The following is a 22,058-nucleotide window of genomic DNA, read 5'->3' as shown; positions in this document are numbered from 1 at the left end:
TTTACAGAATCCCGATGATTTTCACTTCAAACGCCAGCGCCTGGCCGGCAAGCGGATGGTTGAAATCGAACAACGCCGACGTCTCGCCAACTTCCTTGAGGACGCCCGCGTAGCGGCCGCCACCCGGCGCGTTGAATTCGACCAGGTCACCCGGCGAAAAATCCTCGCCGATCATGCTGTTTTCGCGCAGCGTGGCCAGCGAAACCCGCTGGATCAGCTCCGGGTTGCGCGGACCGAACGCCTGACCCGGCGTTAGCTGAAAGGTCGAATGGTGGCCCACCTTCAAACCCAGCAGAATGTCTTCCAGCGGCGGCGCCAGTTGACCCGCGCCGAGCAGCAGCGTGGCTGGATTGTCGGTAAACGTATTGATGACTTCGGCGCCATCGGCAAGGGAAAGCCGGTAGTGAAGCGTGACGTGTGAACCGGGTTTCACTTCGGAAATGTCGATGATGCTCATGCAATGCTCGCTCAGTCGAAGCGCGCTGCACGCGTGCGCCGCGGGCGCAGTTGACGCCGCAGTTGACGCGTATGGCAAACCCTCGGGGTGCCGTGCGCAAAGCGTCTATTGTAAGCCACATAGCGGGCGGCGGCTTGGCCGTTGCGCGCATCGCGGCACGGCCGCGCACCGCGCACCGCCACAAACCCGAACTGGAGGATACATATCTATATGGCTGACTATGTCTGCACGATGGACGAAGCGACACTTGAAGCGCCGTTGCCGGAGCCTGCTGCGCCCGGCGCCGCGGCACTTGCGGCACTCACCCCGGCGTCGCCACGCGCGGGCGCCGCGGCTGGCCATACCGCAGCCAACGCCGGCGCCAGCTCCGCCGAAGCCGCCGCGGACGGTGCCACACCTCCGGGCCGGCCGCTTGTACGCGACAAATGGCACAAAAACGACATGCCGCGCGAGCGGCTGATCGAGGAAGGGCCAGGTGTCCTATCCGACACCGAAATGATCGTACTCGTACTCGGCACGGGCTTGCCGGGCCACGACGTGTTCGACGTCGCGCGCACCCTGCTCGGTCGATTCGGCTCGCTACGCGCCATGCTCGACGCAACTTACTCGGATTTCGACGATCTGCGCGGCATCGGGCCGGCGAAAAAGGCGCAGCTGATGGCCATCATGGAAATGGCGCGGCGTTCGCTGGTCGATAAAATGCGGGACCGCTCGTTGATGAACTCGCCTGAAGCCGTGCAAGACTATCTGCGCCTGCGCATCGGCGGAAGTCCCCACGAAGTCTTCGTGTCGCTCTTTCTCGACGCCCGCCACCGGCTGATCCGCTGTGAGGAGAGCGCACGGGGCACGCTCACGCGCATGGCCGTCTATCCGCGCGAAATTGTGCGGCGGGCATTGAGCCTGAATGCGGCCAGCCTGATCGTCGCGCATAATCACCCTTCCGGCGCCGTCCAGCCGAGCGCGAGCGACTGCCGGCTGACACATACGCTGCGCGAAGCCCTTGCGCTGATCGACGTACAATTAATCGATCATCTGGTGATTGGCGCGGATCGCACGTACTCGTTTGCCCGCGCCGGCTGGCCCTGACACGGCGCCAACCAGGGTCGCGACAACGTCATGCCGAGTTCAGCATCGCAAATAAGGTTTGATTTTGCGGCTTTTTTTCTGCTAGAATTCCGGTTTGCCTATTTCCAACCCCCCTGTTCCGAAGCCACCAAGGCGTTCCGGAAAGGAAACGTGCCTCGAGTTTCAATAAACTCTCAGCGCGGCTCTTTTCGGGAAACTTTCACGGCGTTCGAACTCAGAATTAGCGTATTAGGAGTGCTCTCATGGCACGCGTATGCCAAGTAACTGGGAAAGCGCCGATGAGCGGCAACAACGTTTCCCACGCGAACAACAAAACCAAGCGCCGGTTCCTGCCGAACCTGCAAAACCGCCGTATTTGGGTGGAAAGCGAAAACCGTTGGGTGCGTCTGCGCGTTTCGAACGCCGGCCTGCGCCTGATCGACAAGAACGGTATCGACGCTGTGCTCGCAGATCTGCGCGCACGCGGTGAAGCCTAAGGAGTAAATCATGGCGAAAGGCGCACGCGACAAGATCAAGCTGGAATCGACCGCAGGCACGGGTCACTTCTACACGACGACGAAGAACAAACGCAACATGCCGGAAAAGATGCTGATCAAGAAATTTGATCCGGTCGTCCGTAAGCACGTTGACTACAAGGAAACCAAGATTAAATAAATCTTGGCTCCTGCCTGACGAAGGCAAAAAGATTTGCAAAAAAGCCTCGCATTCGTGCGAGGCTTTTTCGTTTTCAACTTCCCAATATCGCGCTGATTAGCGGTCCTTTGCCTACCCAGGACAGTCTTATCCCGTCCGGCCAGCTTTCCCTCATTCGTCGCGACGCGTATCCTTTCTCGTTTTAGCGGCACACAGCGTGCCGTCATGGCAAAACGAAAGACGGAGATGCAGGCGATGGAATTCGATGTAGCGATTGTCGGTAGCGGTCTGGCGGGCTTGAGCGTCGCGCTCAACCTCGCGGAGACCCGGCGGGTTGCGGTGGTCGCGAAGCGATCGATGACCGAAGGCGCGAGCGATTGGGCGCAAGGTGGAATCGCCGCCGTGCTTGATTCGGCAGACAGCATCGAAAACCATGTCCGCGACACGCTGATCGCCGGTGGTGGCCTATGCGATGAGGCGGCGACGCGCTTCATCGTCGAGCATGGGCGTGCTGCGATCGAATGGCTAATCGCGCAAGGCGTGCCGTTCACCAAAGACGACGCCGCCGAACTCGGCTTTCATCTGACACGCGAAGGCGGCCACAGCCATCGCCGGATCATTCATGCAGCGGATGCAACGGGCCATGCAGTTGTCACCACGCTCAGCGAACGAGTACGCCGCCACCCGAACATCACCCTGCTCGAGGACCACTACGCGATCGACCTGATCACGTCCGACCGCCTCGGTCTGCCGGGGCGCCGCTGCCACGGTTTGTATGCACTCGATCTGCAAAGCGGCCGCACCGTGACGATCGAAGCGCCGCATACCGTGCTCGCCACCGGCGGCGCCGGCAAGGTCTATCTCTACACCACCAACCCCGACACCGCGACCGGCGACGGTATCGCGATGGCCTGGCGCGCCGGCTGCCGCGTGTCGAACATGGAATTCATCCAGTTCCATCCCACCTGCCTGTTCCATCCTTATGCGAAGTCGTTCCTGATCTCGGAAGCGGTACGCGGAGAAGGCGGCATTCTGAAGCTGCCGGACGGCACGCGCTTCATGCCGAACCACGACGAGCGCGCCGAACTCGCGCCGCGCGATATCGTCGCGCGCGCAATCGACTTCGAGATCAAGAAACGCGGCATCGACTGCGTCTATCTCGACATCAGCCATCAGTCGCCCGAATTCCTGCGCGAGCACTTCCCGACGATTCTGGCCCGCTGCCTGGAATTCGGCATCGACATCACCAAAGAGCCGATTCCGGTTGTGCCCGCCGCGCACTACACGTGCGGCGGCGTCGTAACGGACCTGGCCGGCAGGACTGATCTCGCCGGTCTCTATGCGGTCGGTGAAACGTCATGCACAGGCCTGCACGGTGCGAACCGGCTTGCCAGCAATTCCTTGCTTGAGTGTCTCGTGATCGGGCGCTCCGCCGCGCAGGCGATCGAGGAAGAAGGCTTCAGCGCCGCCGTTCATGCGCCGCTGCCTGACTGGGACGAAAGCCGTGTGTCCGACCCGGATGAAGAAGTGGTGGTCGCGCACAACTGGGATGAGCTGCGCCGCCTGATGTGGAACTACGTCGGCATTGTGCGTACCGACAAGCGGCTGGCGCGAGCCAAGCATCGGCTTGCCTTGCTCCGTGACGAGATTCACGAGTATTACGCGAACTTCAAGGTGAGCCGCGATCTACTTGAACTGCGCAACCTGGTCGACGTGGCGTCGCTGATTGTCGAAGGCGCTCGCTCACGACGTGAAAGCCGCGGCTTGCACTTCAGCCGCGATTGGCCCGCCACGCTGCCTAAGGCACTGCCGACAGTGTTGTCGCCGGAACATGTGCGCAACCGCAACGTGTAACTGCTGAAGCTGAAGTAAAAAAGCCATCGCCGGTTTCCCCAGCGATGGCTTTTTCATTGATTGCGAAGGCTTAGGCGCGCGCGGTTCAGACGACCCGCATCGAGTAATCCGTTGCACGCACATCTTTGGTCAACGCGCCGATCGATACGCGGTCGACTCCCGTTTCCGCAATGGTACGCACCGTCTCGAAGTTCACACCGCCAGACACTTCCAGCACCGCTCGCCCTGCCGTGATACGCACTGCTTCACGCATCGCGTCGAACGAAAAATTGTCCAGCAGAATGGATTGGGCGCGATGCGCCAACGCGGTTTCCAATTGCGCGAGCGTTTCGACTTCGATCTGGATCGACACGCCTGCATTCAGCGCGAGCGCCGCATCCATTGCCGCACCGACGCCGCCTGCTGCAGCGATGTGGTTTTCCTTGATCAGAATGCCGTCGTACAACGCAAGCCGCTGATTCGCTCCGCCACCCACGCGCACCGCGTATTTCTGCGCGAGCCGCAAGCCCGGCAAGGTTTTACGTGTATCGAGGATGCGCGTTTGAGTGTGAGCGATTGCGTCGACATAGCGGCGCGTTGCACTCGCCACGCCTGACAGCAGTTGCAGGAAATTCAATGCATTGCGTTCAGCAGTCAATAGCGCACGGACAGGGCCGCGCAGCTCGCAGACCGGCGTATCCGCTGTCATCCGATCGCCCTCGCGATAACGCCACTGCACATCGATGCGCGGATCGACCTCGCGCATCACCGCATTGAACCAGAGCACGCCACACAGCACGGCATCTTCGCGCACGATGATGCGCGCATCACGCACGTCGTCGGCAGGAACAAGACGACCTGTCTGATCGCCTGCGCCAACATCTTCGGCCAGCGCGTCAGCGACGTTGCGCGCCAACGCCGCATCGAATGCCGCGCCGTACTGCGCATGAATCTCCGCGAACAGCGGCGACACCGCCTCAATCTGATTGCGCTCCACTGCCCCTTCAACCGCCCCCATTACGCCGCTCCCACGTTCGAATACAGTTGCGCGTCGCGTGCGAGATCACCGCTGGCTTGCACGCGCTTCTTGTGACGCGCCGCGAAGTCGAGCATCCGGTCGATCGGCAGACGCGCCCGCTCGCCGATCGCCCGATCGACGAAGATTTCGTTGTGGCCGCGTTCGAGCACCTCGGCCAGATTGGCGAGGCCGTTCATCGCCATCCACGGGCAATGTGCGCAGCTCTTGCAGGTTGCGCTATTGCCGGCCGTGGGCGCGGCAATCAACGTCTTGCCCGGCGCGGCAAGTTGCATCTTGTGCAGAATGCCGAGATCGGTCGCCACGATGAAATGCGTCGCGTCGAGTTTTTGCGCGGCGTCAATCAACTGGGTGGTCGAGCCAACCACGTCCGCTTGCGCAACCACGTTAGCCGGCGACTCCGGATGCACCAGCACCTTCGCGCCCGGATACTCGGCGCGCAGCAGATCGAGTTCGATGCCCTTGAATTCGTCGTGCACGAGACACGAGCCCTGCCACAGCAGCATGTCCGCGCCGGTCTTGCTCTGGATATAGCTACCGAGATGCCGATCCGGCGCCCAGATGATTTTTTCACCGCGTGCGTGCAGATCGGCAACGATTTCCAGCCCGATCGACGACGTCACCATCCAGTCCGCGCGCGCCTTGACCGCCGCGCTGGTGTTCGCGTACACGACCACCGTACGATCCGGATGCGCGTCACAGAACGCCGAGAACTCATCGACCGGACAGCCGAGGTCGAGCGAACAGGTCGCGTCGAGATCCGGCATCAGAATGCGCTTGTCCGGACTCAGGATTTTTGCGGTCTCACCCATGAAGCGCACGCCCGCCACCACCAGCGTCTGGGCCTCGTGATCGCGGCCGAAGCGCGCCATTTCCAGCGAGTCGGCCACGCAACCGCCGGTTTCGTCGGCGAGTTCCTGCAGTTCCGCGTCAACGTAGTAGTGCGCGACGAGCACAGCCTTCTCGCGCTTAAGCAATGCGCGGATGCGCTCTTTCAGCGCCACCTTCTGTTCCGCCGACGGCACGTCGGGCACCTTCGCCCACGCCTGCCCGATCCCGCAAGTCGTGCCCTGCGCCTGTGGCCGGTCGTATTCGACGGTCCTGATCACTTGCTGATCCATGATCTCCTCTGCCTTCGCTCTGCCGCCGCGGACTGTCAATCGCGTGTCGTTGAAATTGCCGCGGCCCAAAAAGCAAAACCCCGCCAACGCGGGGTTTTGTGACGTAACGAAATTTTAATAGATTTCGCGCTAAGGCATGCGATCAAGCATAACGGCGCAGGCGCATCGCAAAGTCTTGCAGTGCTTTGATACCGCTCTGCTCCGCCCGATGACACCAGTCTTGCAACTGAACCAGCAGTTGGTCGCGCGACGCATTCGAGCGTTCCCACATCGCCGCGAGTTCATTGCGCATGTCGATGTAGGTCTTGAGCTTCTGGCTATTCGCGAAGATCTGCGGCAACTGGCGCTTCTGCGGCTCATCGAGACCCGCTTCTTCCTTGTGGAACCAGCTACGCGCACCGCGCATCACCTGATACTTCTCGCGCGCGCCCACTTCCTTCAGATGCGCCAGCTCCTGGCGATAAGCGCGCTTGAGCGCCTTACCGTAACGCGCCATCACTTCGTAGCGGTTTGCCAGCACGGCTTGCAACGTGTCCTGATCGAGTACCAGCTTGCCGGTGGTCAGACGCGGCGTAGGCGCGATCTTCTTCACCTTGGCCAGACGGAACGCCGACATGATGCGGATGTACATCCAGCCGATGTCGAACTCGTACCACTTGTTCGACAGCTTGGCCGACGTCGCATACGTGTGGTGATTGTTATGCAGCTCTTCACCGCCGATGATGATGCCCCACGGGAAGATGTTGGTGCTCGCATCCGACGAGTTGAAGTTGCGGTAGCCCCACCAGTGCGCGAGGCCGTTCACGACGCCGAACAGCGCGACGTTCAGCACCATCATCAGGCTCACGCCGAGGATCGGGTACTTGGTGTAGACGTTGCGTTCCATCCAGTCATTCGGCGTGCCGTGACTGAATTTGCGCATCGTTTCTTCATTCTTGGCTTCGGAACGGTACAGTTCCGCGCCTTCGAGCAGCACCTTCCAGATGCCGCGCGTTTGCGGGCTGTGCGGATCTTCTTCGGTCTCGCACTTGGCGTGGTGCTTACGGTGAATCGCGGCCCATTGGCCGGTCAGCATGCCTGTGGTCATCCACAGCCAGAAGCGGAAAAAATGACTGACGATCGGATGCAGCTCCAGCGCGCGGTGCGCCTGGCAGCGATGCAGATAGACCGTTACGCCAATGATCGTGATGTGCGTCGCGACCAGCGTGTACAGCACAAGTTGCCACCACGAGAAGTGCAGCAGACCGTGAGCAAGGAAATCGAGCAAGGAATTCAACAAGGCAATTTACCTGTGGAACAAGAGACGCCAGACACACGCGAAATGCGCGTGTCAAGAAAGTGAAAGCATACAGCGGGATTGGACGATATTCTACTTGAAGCGTTCCAAGTGTTTGTAACAAATAGGGATTTTTTGTGCGCTATCAACCAGATGGAACGCGCCGGAGGTCTTTTTTAGACCTCTGCCGCGTTCGAAGTGCCCGTCAGTGGGCGCTGTCCGCCTGATTGGCCGCCGGGGCGGTCATTGTTACCGCTTGCGGCATTGCGTCGCTGACATTGCCGACGATTCGCACTTCGCGTTGCGCGAAAGGAATTGCGATGTCGTGTTCGGAGAACAGACGCCAGATGTTGCGATTCACGGCCGAGCGCACGCCTGACGTGCCGGTCGCCGCGTCTTCGATCCAGAAGCCTAGTTCGAGATTGATGCCGTCGGGGCCGAAGCCGACGAGATAAGGCGTAGGCGCCGGCTCCTGCAGCACCCGCGCGACGCCCTGTGCGGCGTCGGCGAGCAACGCCATCGCCCGCTCGACGTCGGTGGAGTAGGCCACCTGCACGGCCGCCTTGGCGTAGCCGCGCGTCAGATAGGACGACTGGTTCTGCACCACGTCCGTAATCAGCTTTTCGTTCGGAATCAGCGTTTCGATGCCGTCGAGGCCGCGCACGACCGTATAACGCGTGCGGATCTGCGTGACCATGCCCTGCAAGCCGCTGACATTGATGGTGTCGCCGATGCGCAGCGAGCGGTCGATCAGGATGATGAAGCCCGAGACGTAGTTGCTGGCGATCTTCTGCAAGCCGAACCCGAGCCCGACACCCAGCGCGCCGCCGAACACGCCCAGCACCGTGATGTCGATGCCGACCAGCGACAGGCTGATCAGGATGGCCGCCAGCACGAACGCAGCACGCCCGACTCGCGCCACCACCACCTTTAAGTTGGCATCGAGCGTCTTGGAGCGCATCAGACGATCTTCGAATGTGGCGCCGAGCCACATCGCGACGATCATCGTCACGCACACCCACAGCAGCCCCGTGGTAAGCGAAAGCAGCGTCATATGCGCATTCGCGACCCGGAAGCGCACGCTTCCCATCCAGGTAATCACGTCGTCCTGGATGCCCATCACGGTGAGCACCATGCCGATCCAGACGACCAGCGAAACGATTTTCTCGACGAGGAACAACCACGGATGGTTCGCGCCGTCCTGACTGAAAACCCGCCGCGCGAAGAAAAACACGATGTAAATGAGGCCGATACCGAACAGCGGCACCAGCGCGAGATCGAGCAGCGCCGTGTGCATGAACTGGCCGGTGATCGCTTGCGCAAGCCACACGAGCGCCGCGCCGATCAGCGGGAAGAACGCGCGGTTCAGGCTTTCAGCACCGAACCGCAAGGTCTGGTACCTCGTCTGACGCCGCAGGTCGAGCGTGCGTCGCAACAGGCGCGCGACCAGCCATGCAATGGCGAGCGTCACGAGCAGGACGCCGACCTGCCACAGCATCACCGGCTGGCCGAAGTCGCGCGCGAGGTCGCCGAACATATGAGGAAAAATGCGGTTTTGCATGATGTCGCCGAAATCGCCGGCGCAGCGGGGTTCAGCATAGGAACCCGGTTGCGCCGGCAGATAGCCGGTTGCGTTTAGCTCTGGCGTTCCAGAACGGCTGCGAAGAAGCCATCGGTGGCGTGGCGGTGCGGCCACAGCGACAGGTAATCACCCATTTCCAGCTCGATGCGCTGCTCAGCGAGCACGTCGCGCGCCGGCACCAACGCGAAGTCCGGGTGGTCGGCGAGGAATTGCTGCACGACGGCTTCGTTTTCGGCTTCCAGAATCGAACAGGTTGCGTAGACGAGACGGCCGCCCTTCTTCACCAGACGCGAGGCGCTGGCCAGAATCGACGCCTGCTTCGGCGCCAGTTCAGCGACCGATTCCGGCGACTGGCGCCACTTCAGATCCGGGTTACGACGCAGCGTACCCAGACCGCTGCACGGCGCGTCGACCAGCACGCGGTCGATCTTGCCGGCCAGACGCTTGATCTTGGCGTCGTGTTCACTGTCGATCAGCACCGGATTCACGTTCGACAGCCCGCTGCGCGCGAGGCGCGGTTTGAGCTTGGCCAGACGCCGCTCGGAGACGTCGAAGGCGTAAAGACGTCCGGTGGACCGCATCGCCGCGCCCAGTGCCAGCGTCTTGCCGCCGGCGCCCGCGCAGAAGTCCACGATCATTTCGCCGCGCTTGGGCGCGACCAGCGAACACAGCAACTGGCTGCCCTCGTCCTGGACTTCGACCCAGCCGTGCTGGAACGCATCCAGCTTGGTAAGCGGCGGCTTGCCGACCACCCGAACGCCGAACGGTGCGAAAGGCGTCGCGCCACCTTCGATGCCGGCCTTCGACAACGCGTTCAGCACGTCGTCGCGGCTTGCCTTGATCGGGTTCGCACGCAGGTCCAGCGGCGCCGGATAATTCAGCGCGGCGGCCAATTGCGCCAGCTCCGCAGGTTCGAAGCGCTTGGAAAGCGCCTGATAGATCCAGTCGGGCAGATTCAGGCGAATCCGCAGCGGCAGGCTTTCCGGGTCGATCTTCGCGACGTGTTCGAGCCAGTGCGATTCGGTGTCGGTCAAGAACGGCTTGAGGGCCGTGCGGCCGGCCGTCTGCATCAGTCCCAGCAAGGCCATGCGGCGCGCCGGGCTGCCCGCGCCGCCTTCGGCCAGATGGGCGAATTCCATCCGGCGGCGCAGCACGGCGAAGACCGCCTCGGCGATCACGCCGCGCTCGCCGTGCCCGAGCTTCGGATGCGCGCGGAAAAAGCGGCTCGTCGTGGCGTCGGCCGGGCCGTTCAGCTTCAGGACTTCAGCCAGCAAAGTCTCGGTTTGTCCAATCAAAAAACCATGTAATCTCATGCGCCCTCTCCGGCGGTGTGACCGGCAAAGAGCCATTGCGGCTCCGGCGGCGTAAGCGTGACACGCAAGCCGTCGAGAGCAAGACGCCCTTCGACGAACCAGCGCACCGCGCGTGGATAGATAATGTGTTCGGTTGCCAGCACGCGTTCGGCGAGCGTGGCAGGGGTGTCGCCAGCCTCAACGGGGACGGCCGCCTGCGCGACGATCGGCCCGTGATCCAGCTGCGACGTGACAAAATGCACCGACGCGCCGTGCAGCCGCACGCCGGCGTCAAGTGCCTGTTGATGGGTTTTCAGGCCCGGAAAGCTCGGCAGCAACGACGGATGCACGTTCAGCATGCGTCCAGCGTAATGGTCGACGAAACCGGCCGTGAGCACCCGCATGAAGCCGGCGAGCACGACGAGATCAGGTGCGAAGCTGTCGATTTCTTGCGCCAGCGCGGCGTCGAAGCTGTCGCGATCGGGAAACTGGCGGTGGTCGACCACCGCCGTGGCAATGCCGTGCGACGCTGCGAACGCAAGGCCCGCGGCGTCAGGACGGTTGGCAATCACAGCGGCGACTTGCGCCGCCCAGCCTTCGTCCGCGCAGGCGCGAATGATAGCTTCCATGTTGCTTCCCCGTCCGGAAATCAGGATGACGAGTTTTTTCATCCGCGGATTTTATCATTCGGGGGACACTGAAACGGCGACGCGCCGCCGTCTCGTGCGCTGAGCGTTTATAATCGTTTGTTTTGCGGCATATCGGCCGCCCTACCTCAAACCCGCTATCGTGAGAGTCTTCCGCGGTCTTCCCAATGCCGAAAGCCGTGCGCCCTGCGCACTGACCATCGGCAACTTCGACGGTGTCCACCGCGGCCATCAGGCTTTGCTCGCCCACGTCCGGGCCGCAGCCGATGCACGCGGCCTGCCCGTCTGCGTGATGACCTTCGAGCCGCACCCGCGCGAATTCTTCAACCCCGCTGGCGCGCCGCCGCGAATCGCCATGCTGCGCGACAAACTCGAAGCGCTGCGCACCAACGGCGTCGACCGGGTCGTGGTCGAGCATTTCAACCACACCTTCGCGAGCCAGTCGCCGGATGCGTTTGTCGAACGGATCATCGTCAACGGCCTGCATGCCCGTTGGGTGATGATCGGCGACGACTTCCGCTACGGCGCGAAGCGCGCGGGCGATTTCGCCTCGCTCAAGGCCGCGGGTCAACAACACGGTTTCGAAGTCGAGCAGATGGCAACGGTGGCGGATCCGTCCGGCGCGCGCATTTCCAGCTCGGGCGTACGCGCGGCGCTGGTGGCAGGCGATCTCGACTCCGCGCGTGCCGCGCTGGGCCGCGATTACCTGATCAGCGGCCACGTCGTGCATGGCATGAAGCTCGGCCGCGACCTCGGCTTCCCCACGCTCAATCTGCCGATCGCGCACAAGCGCCCGGCACTGGCCGGCATTTTTGTAGTGCGCGTGCATGGCGTGGCGGACGAGCCGTTGCCGGGTGTCGCCAGCCTCGGCCTGCGCCCCACCGTCGACGATTCCGGCCGCGTACTGCTCGAAGTGCATCTGCTCGACTGGCACGGCGACGCGTACGGCAAGCTCGTGCGCGTCGAATTCCTGAAAAAGCTGCGCGACGAGGAAAAATACGTCGACCTCGAAACGCTGACCGCCGCCATCGCGCGCGACGTCGCCAATGCGCGCGCGTGGTTCGCGGCTGTCGGCGCCGGCACGCCGGGCAGCCGCTCCACCGGTTTCGCCACCTCGGCCACCGACCGAATTAGATAACCGCCGCGGTACATGCGAGCGCCCCAAGTGCTGCATGTACCCACTGCTGCGCGCATCGAAGGGCGTCCGTGGATTACGCGACATGCCTGCCGGGCGCGCCCAACGCCCTGCGCTTCATGCGCATACCGCAGCCTCGCTGCGCTTAGAAAGAATTCACCGCGACCTCATCATGAGCAATAAGAAAGCCGATTCGAAACCGCAGTCACGCTATCCGGTCAACCTGCTCGACACGCCGTTCCCGATGCGTGGCGACCTGCCCAAGCGCGAGCCGCAATGGGTCAAGGAATGGCAGGAACGCAAGGTCTACGAGACGATCCGCGCGGCCAGCAAAGGCCGTAAGAAGTTCATCCTGCACGACGGCCCGCCGTATGCGAACGGCGACATCCACCTCGGCCACGCGGTGAACAAGATCCTCAAGGACATGGTCGTCAAGGCGCGCAACCTGGCGGGCTTCGACGCGGCCTACGTGCCGGGCTGGGATTGCCACGGCATGCCGATCGAAATCCAGATCGAAAAGCAGTTCGGCAAATCGCTGCCGGCCGCTGAAGTCATGCAGAAGGCGCGCGCCTACGCGACCGAACAGATCGAGAAGCAGAAGGTCGGCTTCCGCCGTCTGGGCGTGCTCGGCGACTGGGACAACCCGTACAAGACGATGAACTTCACGAACGAGGCGGGCGAAATCCGCGCGCTCGCGAAGATCCTCGAAAAGGGCTATGTGTTCCGCGGCCTGAAGCCGGTCAACTGGTGTTTCGACTGCGGTTCGGCATTGGCCGAAGCGGAAGTCGAATACAAGGACAAGACCGATCCGACTATCGACGTGCTGTTCAGCTTCGCCGAGCCGGAAAAAACCGCGCAGGCGTTCGGCCTGAATGCGCTGCCGCGCAACGAAGGCGGCATCGTGATCTGGACCACCACGCCGTGGACCATCCCCGCCAACCAGGCGCTGAACCTGCATCCGGAAATCGTCTACGCGCTGGTCGATACGCCGCGCGGCTTGCTGATCCTCGCGGAAGAACGCGTTGAAGCCTGCCTGAAGCAATACGGCCTCGAAGGCACGATTGTCGCCACCACGCCGGGCGCGAAACTCGTCAACCTGCGCTTCAATCATCCGCTCGCATCCGCTCATCCGAGCTACAAGCGCACGGCGCCGGTTTATCTCGGCGACTACGTGACGACTGAATCCGGTACGGGTGTGGTGCACTCGTCGCCGGCATACGGCGTGGAAGACTTCGTGTCCTGCAAGGCGCACGGCATGGCCGATTCGGACATCATCAACCCGGTGATGGGCGACGGCCGTTATATCGAATCGCTCGCGCTGTTCGGCGGCCTGTCGATCTGGGCGGCCAATCCGCAGATCGTCGAAGCCCTGCAGGCAGCCGGCTCGCTGCTGCGCACCGAGAAGTACACGCACAGCTACATGCACTGCTGGCGCCACAAGACGCCGATCATCTACCGTGCGACCTCGCAATGGTTCGCCGGCATGGACGTGAAGCCGAACGACACCGACAAGACGTTGCGCGAAACCGCGCTCGAAGGCATCGAGAACACCGCCTTCTATCCGTCGTGGGGCAAGCAGCGCCTGTTCAGCATGATCGCGAATCGCCCGGACTGGACGCTGTCGCGTCAGCGCCAATGGGGCGTGCCGATGGCGTTCTTCGTCCACAAGGAAACCGGCGAGCTGCATCCGCGCACGCCGGAATTGCTCGAAGAAGTCGCGCAACGCGTCGAGAAAGCCGGCATCGAAGCGTGGCAAACGCTCGACCCGCGCGAACTGCTCGGCGACGACGCCAACATGTACGAAAAGAACCGCGATACGCTCGACGTATGGTTCGATTCGGGCACCACGCACTGGCACGTGCTGCGCGGCTCGCACAAAGACGAACTCCAATTCCCGGCTGACCTGTATCTGGAAGGCTCGGACCAGCACCGCGGCTGGTTCCACTCGTCGCTGCTGACCGCTTCGATGCTCGACGGCCGCCCGCCGTACAACGCGCTGCTCACGCACGGCTTCACGGTCGACGGCGAAGGCCGCAAGATGAGCAAGTCGCTCGGCAACGGTATCGACCCGCATGAAGTGGCGAACCGCCTCGGCGCGGAAATCATCCGTTTGTGGATCGCCTCGACCGATTACTCGGGCGAGCTGGCGATCTCCGAGGAAATCCTGAAGCGCGTCACGGAAGGCTATCGCCGTATCCGCAACACGCTGCGCTTCCTACTCGCCAACCTGTCGGACTTCGACTTCGCGCAACACGCGCGTCCGGTCGAAGACTGGCTCGAGATTGATCGTTACGCGGTGGCTCTGTCGGCGAATCTGCAGAACGACATCCTCTCCCACTACGACAAGTACGAGTTCCATCCGGTGGTCGCGAAGCTGCAGACGTTCTGCTCGGAAGACCTGGGCGGCTTCTATCTGGACGTGCTGAAAGACCGTCTGTACACCACGGCCGCTGATTCCGTCGCCCGCCGTTCGGCTCAGACCGCGCTGTATCACATCGCCCACGGTCTGCTGCGCCTGATGGCGCCGTTCCTGTCGTTCACAGCCGAAGAAGCGTGGAAGATCTTCTCGCCGAACAGCGAAACGATCTTCACCGAGACGTATCACGCGTTCCCGGCAGTGCCGCAAGCCGGCGAGCTGCTCGACAAATGGACGCTCCTGCGCTCCGCGCGTAGCGACGTGACCAAGGCGCTCGAGGAAGCACGCGTTGCGAACCTGATCGGTTCGTCGCTGCAGGCGGAAGTTGAAATCCGCGCGAGCGGCGCGCGTTACGACGCGCTCACGAGCCTCGGCGACGACCTGAAGTTCGTGCTGATCACGTCGGCGGCGACCGTCGTGAAGGTCGACAGCGAAGCGGACGAAAGCGTCGAAGTGATCGCCTCGAAGTATCTGAAGTGCGAACGCTGCTGGCACTACCGCGCGGACGTCGGCGCCAACGCCGAGCACCCCACCCTGTGCGGCCGCTGCTTCAGCAATCTGTTCGGCAACGGTGAAGCGAGGAGCGCGGCATAATGGCGAAAACCATGTCGAAATCGTCAGCTGCCGGTGGTTCGCTGGCGCCGTGGCTCGGTGTCGCGCTGATCGTGATCCTGTTCGATCAGCTCACCAAGATCGCGATCCAGAAGGTGTTCGCCTACGGTGTTCCGCATGAGGTCACGCCGTTTTTCAACCTGATCCTCGTGTACAACCGTGGCGCCGCCTTCAGCTTCCTCGCGATGGCGGGCGGCTGGCAGCGTTGGGCGTTCACCGCACTCGGCGTGGTCGCGGCGCTGGTGATCTGCTATCTGCTCAAGCGCCACGGCGGGCAGAAAATGTTCTGCACCGCGCTCGCGCTGATTCTGGGCGGTGCGCTCGGCAATGTGATCGACCGGCTGGCGTACGGCCATGTGATCGATTTTCTCGATTTTCACGTACGCACGTGGCATTGGCCGGCGTTCAACCTCGCCGACAGCGCGATCACGATCGGCGCGATCCTGCTCGTACTCGACGAGTTGCGGCGCGTGCGCGGCTCGCGGTAGTTTGAAGGCCGGTGGCGGTGGACTGTGCCACCACCGGCCACCACGCTTTGTCGGAGGCTTTCGTTGGCAACCGCAGAACTCGCAGGAAAACACCTCGTCCTCGGCATGACGGGCGGCATCGCCTGCTACAAGATCGCCGAACTCACGCGTCTGTTGACCAAGGCCGGCGCGACCGTGCAGGTCGTCATGACCGAAGCGGCCACGCAGTTCATCACCCCCGTCACGATGCAGGCGCTGTCCGGCCGACCGGTCTACACGAGCCAGTGGGACGCTCGCGTGCCGAACAACATGGCGCACATCGATCTCTCGCGTGAAGCCGACGCGATCGTCATCGCGCCCGCCTCCACCGATTTCCTCGCCAAACTCGCGCACGGCATGGCCGACGATCTGCTCTCCACACTCTGTGTCGCGCGCGATTGTCCGCTGCTAGTCGTGCCGGCGATGAACCGGCAGATGTGGCAAAACCCGGCTACCCAACGCAACGTCACGCAGCTGCGCGCGGACGGCATCGAAGTGCTCGGCCCCGATTCGGGTCCGCAAGCGTGCGGCGAAGTCGGCGACGGTCGCATGCTCGAAGCGGCAGCGACTTACGAAGCGATCGCGTCATTCTTCTCACCGAAGATCCTGTCCGGCCGTCGTGTATTGCTTACCGCCGGGCCGACCTTCGAGCCGCTCGATCCAGTGCGCGGCATCACCAATCGTTCGAGCGGCAAGATGGGTTTTGCGCTGGCGCGTGCCGCGCAACAAGCCGGCGCCGAGGTACATCTGATCGCCGGTCCGGTCGCGCTGGAAACACCGTGGGGCGTATTCCGCCAAGACGTGCAAACGGCGCAACAAATGCATGACGCGGTGATGCACTCGGTCGCGGACGCCGACATCTTCATCGGCGTGGCCGCGGTAGCCGACTGGCGCGTCGATCACGCCAGCGAGCACAAGATCAAGAAGACCGCCGAGCGCACCTTGCCCACCTTCACGTTCGTCGAGAATCCGGACATTCTGGCCTCGGTCGCCAGGCTGCCGCATCCACCTTTCGCAGTCGGTTTCGCAGCGGAAAGCGGCGACCTCGAAGTGCATGGTGAGGAAAAGCGCGCGCGCAAGAACGTGCCGCTTCTGATCGGCAATCTCGGCCCACTCACTTTCGGACTCGACGACAACGAGGTCATCCTGTTCGAAGCAGGCGGTGCAACCAAACTGCCGCGTGCCGACAAGCAGACGCTCGCGCGCGCCTTGATCGTGGAAATTGCCAGACGTCTGCCCGACCCAAGTCTGATCCGCTAAAGCTATGCGCGGCGGCGCAAGCTGCGTTCGCCGCGAGCGCCTTTGGCGCACCGAATTATCTGGAGCAGTACTGACATGACGCTACTTTCCGTGCTCGATCAAACGCCCGTGATCGGCGGGCACTCGGTGGCGGACGCAATTGCCGCCACCGTCGAACTCGCGCAACTGGCTGACGATCTCGGCTACACGCGCTACTGGTGCGCCGAGCATCACGGCTTGCGTGGCGTATCGAACCCGTGCCCCGAGGTGATGCTGGCGCGCCTCGGCAGTGTCACCCAACGCATTCGTCTGGGCTCCGGCGGCGTGATGCTGCCGTACTACAGCCCGTTCAAGGTCGCCGAGCAGTTCATGATGCTCGAGGCGCTATTCCCGAATCGGATCGACCTCGGCGTAGGCCGCGCGCCGGGCGGCGACATGCAAACGGCGCAGGCGGTCGCAGCCGGCGCCTACAACCGCGGTGACATTTTCCCGCAGCAGGTTGCCGATCTGGTCGGCCTGATGCACGGCACGTTGCCCGACGATCACATTGCGCACGGCGTGCTGCTGCAGCCGCAGATCGCGACACGCCCGCAACTGTGGATGCTCGGCTCGAGCGAATTCGGTGGCCTGCTGGCGGCACAACTCGGTATCCGCTTCGCGTTCGCGCATTTCATCAATGCGCATTTCGGGCACCAGGTGGCGCTTGCCTATCGTGAGCGCTTCAAAGCCAGCCTGGAAACGCAGCAGCCGTATCTCGCCGCCGCCGTCTTCGTAATTTGCGCGGACACTGAACAGGAAGCCGCCGATCTGGAAAAGGCTGTCGACCTGCGTCGTGTGCAAATGGCCTATGGCCTGAACGAACCGATCCCAACGATCGAACAAGGCATCGCGCAGGAGTACGGCGAACGCGAGCGGCTGGTGATCGACCGCGAAAAGCCGCGCAGCATCATCGGCACGCCGGAAACCGTCACTGAACGGCTGCATGCTTTGCAGGAGCAGTTCCAGGCTGACGAATTGATCGTGCTCACCGTTGCGGGTAGCTATCGCGCCCGGCTACGCTCCTATGAACTTCTCGCCGACGCGTTCCAACTCGGACGCCCGGCCTCCACTCCTTAAACCTTCGACCCTGCATGAAACTCGACCTGAAGATTCTCGATGCGCGCATGCGCGAACAACTCCCGGCCTACGCAACCACCGGCAGCGCGGGGCTCGACCTGCGCGCCTGCCTCGACGAACCGTTGACCCTCAAACCCGGCGAAACCGCATTGGTGCCAACGGGTCTGGCGATTCACGTCGGCGATCCGGGGTATGCGGCGTTGATTCTGCCGCGTTCGGGTCTGGGTCATAAGCACGGCATCGTGCTCGGCAACCTGGTCGGGTTGATCGATTCAGATTATCAAGGGCAACTGATGATTTCGACGTGGAATCGCGGCGAGACCACGTTCGTGCTGAATCCAATGGAACGCCTTGCGCAACTGGTGATCGTGCCGGTCGTGCAAGCCGAGTTCAATATCGTGGATGATTTTGCGGAAAGCGAGCGTGGTGCCGGCGGTTTCGGCAGCACGGGCAAGCACTAAGGATGCCGTATCACTTTGCGGCATAAACCGCAAAGTGACGCAATCCAGAGCGCAAAAAGCAGAACGGCGCGGGGTTCAACCCGCGCCGTTCTGCTTTCAGATGAGACTGAAACGCTTACTCGACCGACTTATTCAACCTCAACCGCTTCCGGATTCGGATTACGCGGCGCCGGATGCTCGTCGAAGGTCAACTGCACCTTGTCTTCCGCATCCACGTCGACCGTCACACGACCGCCGTTCATCAGCTTGCCGAACAGCAGCTCGTCGGCCAGCGCACGACGGATCGTGTCCTGGATCAGACGTTGCATCGGCCGCGCGCCCATCAACGGATCGAAACCGTGTTTCGCGAGGTGAGCACGCAGCGCGTCGGTGAAGAGCGCGTCGACCTTCTTCTCGTGCAACTGATCTTCCAGCTGCATCAGGAACTTGTCGACCACGCGCATGATGATTTCTTCATCGAGCGAGCGGAAGCTGATCGTTGCGTCCAGACGGTTACGGAACTCCGGCGTGAACATGCGCTTGATATCGACCATTTCGTCGCCGGTTTCCCGACGATTCGTGAAGCCGATCACCGCCTTGCCCATTGCCTCGGCGCCCGCGTTCGTCGTCATGATGATGATGACGTTGCGGAAATCCGCCTTGCGGCCGTTGTTGTCCGTCAGCGTGCCGTGGTCCATGACCTGCAGCAGCACGTTGTAGATGTCCGGATGCGCCTTCTCGATTTCGTCGAGCAGCAGCACGCAATGCGGCTTCTTCGTGACAGCTTCGGTCAACAGACCGCCCTGGTCGAAACCGACATAGCCCGGCGGCGCGCCGATCAAACGGCTGACCGCGTGACGCTCCATGTATTCCGACATATCGAAGCGGATCAATTCGATCCCCAGCGTGAACGCCAGTTGCTTCGCCACTTCCGTCTTGCCGACGCCGGTGGGGCCGGAGAACAGGAATGCGCCGATCGGCTTGTCCAGCTTGCCGAGACCTGCGCGCGCCATCTTGATCGCGGCCGACAGTGCGTCGATAGCCGGGTCTTGCCCGAACACCACGCTCTTCAGATCGCGATCCAGCGTTTGCAGTTTGCTGCGATCGTCTTGCGACACGCTTTGCGGCGGGACGCGCGCAATCTTCGAGATGATTTCTTCGATCTCGTTCTTGCCGATGGTTTTCTTCTGCTTCGACTTCGGCAGGATGCGTTGCGCCGCGCCCGCTTCGTCGATCACGTCGATCGCCTTGTCCGGCAGATGACGATCCGTGATGAAGCGTGCCGACAACTCAGCCGCCGCCGACAGCGCGCCCGACGAATACTTCACGCCATGGTGCTCTTCGAAGCGCGACTTCAGGCCGCGCAGGATCGCCACCGTCTGCTCGACGGTCGGCTCGGTCACGTCGACCTTCTGGAAACGGCGCGACAACGCCGCGTCTTTTTCGAAGATGCCGCGATATTCCGTGAACGTGGTTGCACCGATGCACTTCAACGTGCCCGACGACAAAGCCGGCTTCAGCAGATTCGATGCGTCCAGCGTGCCGCCCGACGCAGCACCCGCGCCGATCAGCGTATGAATTTCGTCGATGAACAGGATTGCGTGCGGACGTTCCTTCAATTCCTTGAGGACCGTCTTCAGGCGTTGTTCGAAGTCGCCGCGATATTTGGTGCCGGCAAGCAGCGCGCCCATGTCGAGCGAGTACACCTGCGCATCGGCCAGAATATCCGGCACTTCGCCGCGCGTAATGCGCCAGGCGAGCCCTTCGGCGATCGCGGTCTTGCCGACCCCGGCCTCACCGACCAGCAGCGGATTGTTCTTGCGGCGACGGCATAGCACCTGGACCACGCGCTCGACTTCCGACTCGCGCCCGATCAGCGGGTCGATGCGGCCGTCTTTCGCCATCTGGTTCAGGTTCTGCGTGAACTGGGCGAGCGGCGTTTCTTTCTGCGCGGCGGCTTCGTCGGACTCGGCATTCGCGTCGCTCGCTTTCGCGGCGTCCGTGCTGCTGGTCTTGGCGATGCCGTGCGAGATGAAATTCACCACGTCCAGACGCGTCACGCCCTGCTGTTGCAGGTAGTACACCGCGTGCGAATCCTTCTCGCCGAAGATCGCCACCAGCACATTCGCGCCGGTCACTTCCTTCTTGCCATTCGAGGTGGATTGCACATGCATGATCGCGCGCTGGATCACACGCTGGAAACCCAGCGTGGGCTGCGTGTCGACGTCGTCCGTGCCAGGCACGGTCGGCGTGTTGTCATGAATGAAGTTGCGCAGGTTCTGGCGCAGATCCTCGATATTGGCCGCGCATGCACGCAACACCTCCGCCGCTGTTGGATTGTCCAACAGTGCCAGCAAAAGATGTTCGACCGTTATGAACTCGTGCCGCGCCTGGCGTGCTTCCATGAACGCCATGTGCAGGCTGACTTCCAGTTCCTGGGCAATCATGCTTCCTCCATCACACACTGCAGCGGATGCCCGGCCTGCCGTGCGTGGGTAACGACTTGCTCGACTTTGGTCGACGCGATGTCCCGCGTATAGACCCCACAAACTCCCCTGCCCTCGCGATGCACCTTCAACATCACCTGCGTTGCGGTTTCACGATCTTTATTGAAATATTCCTGCACGATCATCACGACAAATTCCATTGGCGTGAAGTCGTCATTCAGCAGCACTACCTTGTACATGGAAGGCGGCTTCAGCTTCTTTTCCTGCCGCTCCAGTACGGTGCCGTCCTGCTTGTCCGGGATAATCGCCATACACCCATTCTAAACAACTAGGACAGGCCCGCAATCCTGTCAAAACCCGGCCGACCGGCCGGTGAGCCCGTTCGCTCCCGCCTGATGGGTAAATACCCCAAAGCGGTGCGTCATTCGACGAGCCGATTGCGGAGCCGGCCCCTATCCTGTGATGCGTCGCGGCCGTGCTGCGCCGCAGTCGGATCGAGTATCGCACAACCTGCCCATGCTGGCTGACGGCACGCCCCAAGCCAGCGGACGGTGTGCGACCCGCAGAACAGCATGTGAGTCGATTATGCGACTTTTCAAGACGCCACGCTTGGGCAACCGCACATAAGAAAACAAAAGCGGGAAAAACCCTGGAAAACGCCTGTTTGCAACGCGACAACGACGTCTCAAAATTTTCTTGACACTCGAATAAAGAGCCTCAACAATCAAGCTGGCACTTTTTTCACTGCGCCATAAATCGAAAAAATGCCGATGGTGAGCTTGTGAGGAGGGAGCGGCTGCATCGCGCGGTCGTCGAGCTTTTCGAGGGCTCGTGGTAGTGACATGAGTTACAGGGGAAGTTGGAATGGCAACTGGTACGGTCAAATGGTTCAATGACGCAAAAGGTTTCGGATTCATCACGCCTGACGAAGGTGGTGAGGATCTGTTTGCACACTTCTCGGCCATCCAGATGAATGGGTTCAAGACCCTCAAGGAAGGTCAAAAAGTAACCTTCGAGGTCGTGCAAGGCCCGAAAGGCAAACAGGCATCGAACATCCAGGCACCTGCCTGATACTGTTCGTTACCCGTCCTTTTGAAACCCGGCTTCTTGCCGGGTTTCTTTTTTTGGGCGGCACATTCTAATTTACGGCAAATCGCGACCGTCGCTTGAGGCGTTGTTTGAGA

The 22,058-nt window shown here is 61.9% G+C and carries 20 protein-coding genes; 11 read left to right on the top strand and 9 right to left on the bottom strand.

Features of this window, described 5'->3' with window-relative positions:
- Position 1: 1 nt before the first annotated feature.
- Positions 2 to 457 carry an FKBP-type peptidyl-prolyl cis-trans isomerase gene (locus tag R8871_RS13380; protein ID WP_054042637.1) on the bottom strand — a complete coding sequence of 152 codons (456 nt, stop codon included), beginning with the start codon at positions 455 to 457 and terminating at the stop codon, positions 2 to 4.
- A 210-nt stretch (positions 458 to 667) separates the two neighbouring features.
- Here R8871_RS13380 and radC point away from each other — a divergent pair, with 210 nt between their 5' ends.
- From radC to nadB, 4 genes are all read left to right on the top strand, one after another.
- On the top strand, positions 668 to 1,543 hold the full coding sequence (radC, locus tag R8871_RS13375) for a RadC family protein (protein ID WP_246287558.1): 876 nt from the start codon (positions 668 to 670) through the stop codon (positions 1,541 to 1,543).
- Positions 1,544 to 1,785: 242 nt separating this feature from the next.
- Complete coding sequence (gene rpmB, locus R8871_RS13370; RefSeq protein ID WP_007180631.1) at positions 1,786 to 2,019, top strand: 50S ribosomal protein L28; 234 nt, start codon at positions 1,786 to 1,788, stop codon at positions 2,017 to 2,019.
- Between the two features lie 10 nt (positions 2,020 to 2,029).
- On the top strand, positions 2,030 to 2,197 hold the full coding sequence (gene rpmG / locus R8871_RS13365) for a 50S ribosomal protein L33 (protein WP_006050116.1): 168 nt from the start codon (positions 2,030 to 2,032) through the stop codon (positions 2,195 to 2,197).
- A 234-nt stretch (positions 2,198 to 2,431) separates the two neighbouring features.
- Positions 2,432 to 4,030, top strand: coding sequence for an L-aspartate oxidase (gene nadB / locus R8871_RS13360; protein ID WP_175050907.1), 1,599 nt, complete (start codon positions 2,432 to 2,434; stop codon positions 4,028 to 4,030).
- Positions 4,031 to 4,115: 85 nt separating this feature from the next.
- Here the strand turns inward: nadB and nadC are convergent, their stop codons facing one another.
- The 6 genes from nadC to purN form a co-directional block, all read right to left on the bottom strand.
- Entirely contained in the window at positions 4,116 to 5,027 is a 912-nt protein-coding gene (nadC, locus tag R8871_RS13355) for a carboxylating nicotinate-nucleotide diphosphorylase (RefSeq protein ID WP_175050906.1), read from the bottom strand.
- The gene (nadA, locus tag R8871_RS13350; RefSeq protein WP_175050905.1) at positions 5,027 to 6,166 is read right to left on the bottom strand and encodes a quinolinate synthase NadA; all 1,140 of its coding nucleotides are present in this window, start codon (positions 6,164 to 6,166) and stop codon (positions 5,027 to 5,029) included. The genes nadC and nadA overlap by 1 nt, the downstream gene beginning before the upstream one ends.
- A 142-nt stretch (positions 6,167 to 6,308) precedes the next feature.
- The gene (locus R8871_RS13345) at positions 6,309 to 7,445 is read right to left on the bottom strand and encodes a DesA family fatty acid desaturase (RefSeq protein ID WP_175050904.1); all 1,137 of its coding nucleotides are present in this window, start codon (positions 7,443 to 7,445) and stop codon (positions 6,309 to 6,311) included.
- A gap of 202 nt (positions 7,446 to 7,647) precedes the next feature.
- Positions 7,648 to 9,003, bottom strand: coding sequence for a mechanosensitive ion channel family protein (locus tag R8871_RS13340; protein WP_175050903.1), 1,356 nt, complete (start codon positions 9,001 to 9,003; stop codon positions 7,648 to 7,650).
- A gap of 74 nt (positions 9,004 to 9,077) precedes the next feature.
- Positions 9,078 to 10,337, bottom strand: coding sequence for an RsmB/NOP family class I SAM-dependent RNA methyltransferase (locus tag R8871_RS13335; RefSeq protein WP_093638896.1), 1,260 nt, complete (start codon positions 10,335 to 10,337; stop codon positions 9,078 to 9,080).
- Positions 10,334 to 10,987 carry a phosphoribosylglycinamide formyltransferase gene (gene purN / locus R8871_RS13330; protein ID WP_093638893.1) on the bottom strand — a complete coding sequence of 218 codons (654 nt, stop codon included), beginning with the start codon at positions 10,985 to 10,987 and terminating at the stop codon, positions 10,334 to 10,336. Before purN ends, R8871_RS13335 begins: the two co-directional genes overlap by 4 nt.
- Positions 10,988 to 11,105: 118 nt before the next feature.
- Here purN and R8871_RS13325 point away from each other — a divergent pair, with 118 nt between their 5' ends.
- The 6 genes from R8871_RS13325 to dut all read left to right on the top strand — a co-directional run bounded on the left by R8871_RS13325 (position 11,106) and on the right by dut (position 18,448).
- Positions 11,106 to 12,101, top strand: coding sequence for a bifunctional riboflavin kinase/FAD synthetase (locus R8871_RS13325; RefSeq protein WP_175050902.1), 996 nt, complete (start codon positions 11,106 to 11,108; stop codon positions 12,099 to 12,101).
- A gap of 169 nt (positions 12,102 to 12,270) precedes the next feature.
- Positions 12,271 to 15,108, top strand: coding sequence for an isoleucine--tRNA ligase (gene ileS / locus R8871_RS13320; RefSeq protein ID WP_175050901.1), 2,838 nt, complete (start codon positions 12,271 to 12,273; stop codon positions 15,106 to 15,108).
- Positions 15,108 to 15,614, top strand: coding sequence for a signal peptidase II (lspA, locus tag R8871_RS13315; RefSeq protein WP_175050900.1), 507 nt, complete (start codon positions 15,108 to 15,110; stop codon positions 15,612 to 15,614). The genes ileS and lspA overlap by 1 nt, the downstream gene beginning before the upstream one ends.
- Positions 15,615 to 15,677: 63 nt before the next feature.
- Positions 15,678 to 16,892, top strand: a complete 1,215-nt coding sequence (gene coaBC, locus R8871_RS13310) for a bifunctional phosphopantothenoylcysteine decarboxylase/phosphopantothenate--cysteine ligase CoaBC (RefSeq protein WP_175050899.1) — start codon at positions 15,678 to 15,680, stop codon at positions 16,890 to 16,892.
- Between the two features lie 75 nt (positions 16,893 to 16,967).
- The gene (locus R8871_RS13305; RefSeq protein ID WP_175050898.1) at positions 16,968 to 17,987 is read left to right on the top strand and encodes an LLM class flavin-dependent oxidoreductase; all 1,020 of its coding nucleotides are present in this window, start codon (positions 16,968 to 16,970) and stop codon (positions 17,985 to 17,987) included.
- A gap of 14 nt (positions 17,988 to 18,001) precedes the next feature.
- Entirely contained in the window at positions 18,002 to 18,448 is a 447-nt protein-coding gene (gene dut, locus R8871_RS13300) for a dUTP diphosphatase (RefSeq protein WP_175050897.1), read from the top strand.
- Positions 18,449 to 18,576: 128 nt separating this feature from the next.
- On the opposite strand, the gene clpA is transcribed toward dut, so the two are convergent.
- Positions 18,577 to 20,874 (bottom strand): ATP-dependent Clp protease ATP-binding subunit ClpA, encoded by a 2,298-nt coding sequence (clpA, locus tag R8871_RS13295; protein WP_074282414.1) that lies wholly within the window; start codon positions 20,872 to 20,874, stop codon positions 18,577 to 18,579.
- Positions 20,871 to 21,185 carry an ATP-dependent Clp protease adapter ClpS gene (clpS, locus tag R8871_RS13290; protein WP_006050100.1) on the bottom strand — a complete coding sequence of 105 codons (315 nt, stop codon included), beginning with the start codon at positions 21,183 to 21,185 and terminating at the stop codon, positions 20,871 to 20,873. The genes clpA and clpS overlap by 4 nt, the downstream gene beginning before the upstream one ends.
- 553 nt (positions 21,186 to 21,738) lie before the next feature.
- Between clpS and R8871_RS13285 the strand changes: the two genes are divergently transcribed.
- Complete coding sequence (locus tag R8871_RS13285; protein WP_007180614.1) at positions 21,739 to 21,945, top strand: cold-shock protein; 207 nt, start codon at positions 21,739 to 21,741, stop codon at positions 21,943 to 21,945.
- The last annotated feature ends 113 nt before the right edge of the window (positions 21,946 to 22,058 follow it).

It is taken from the genome of Paraburkholderia sediminicola, from assembly GCF_902859805.1.
Classification (GTDB): domain Bacteria; phylum Pseudomonadota; class Gammaproteobacteria; order Burkholderiales; family Burkholderiaceae; genus Paraburkholderia; species Paraburkholderia sediminicola.
Note: the sequence above shows the minus strand (reverse complement) of the source record. Positions and strands in the feature narration are given on the sequence as shown.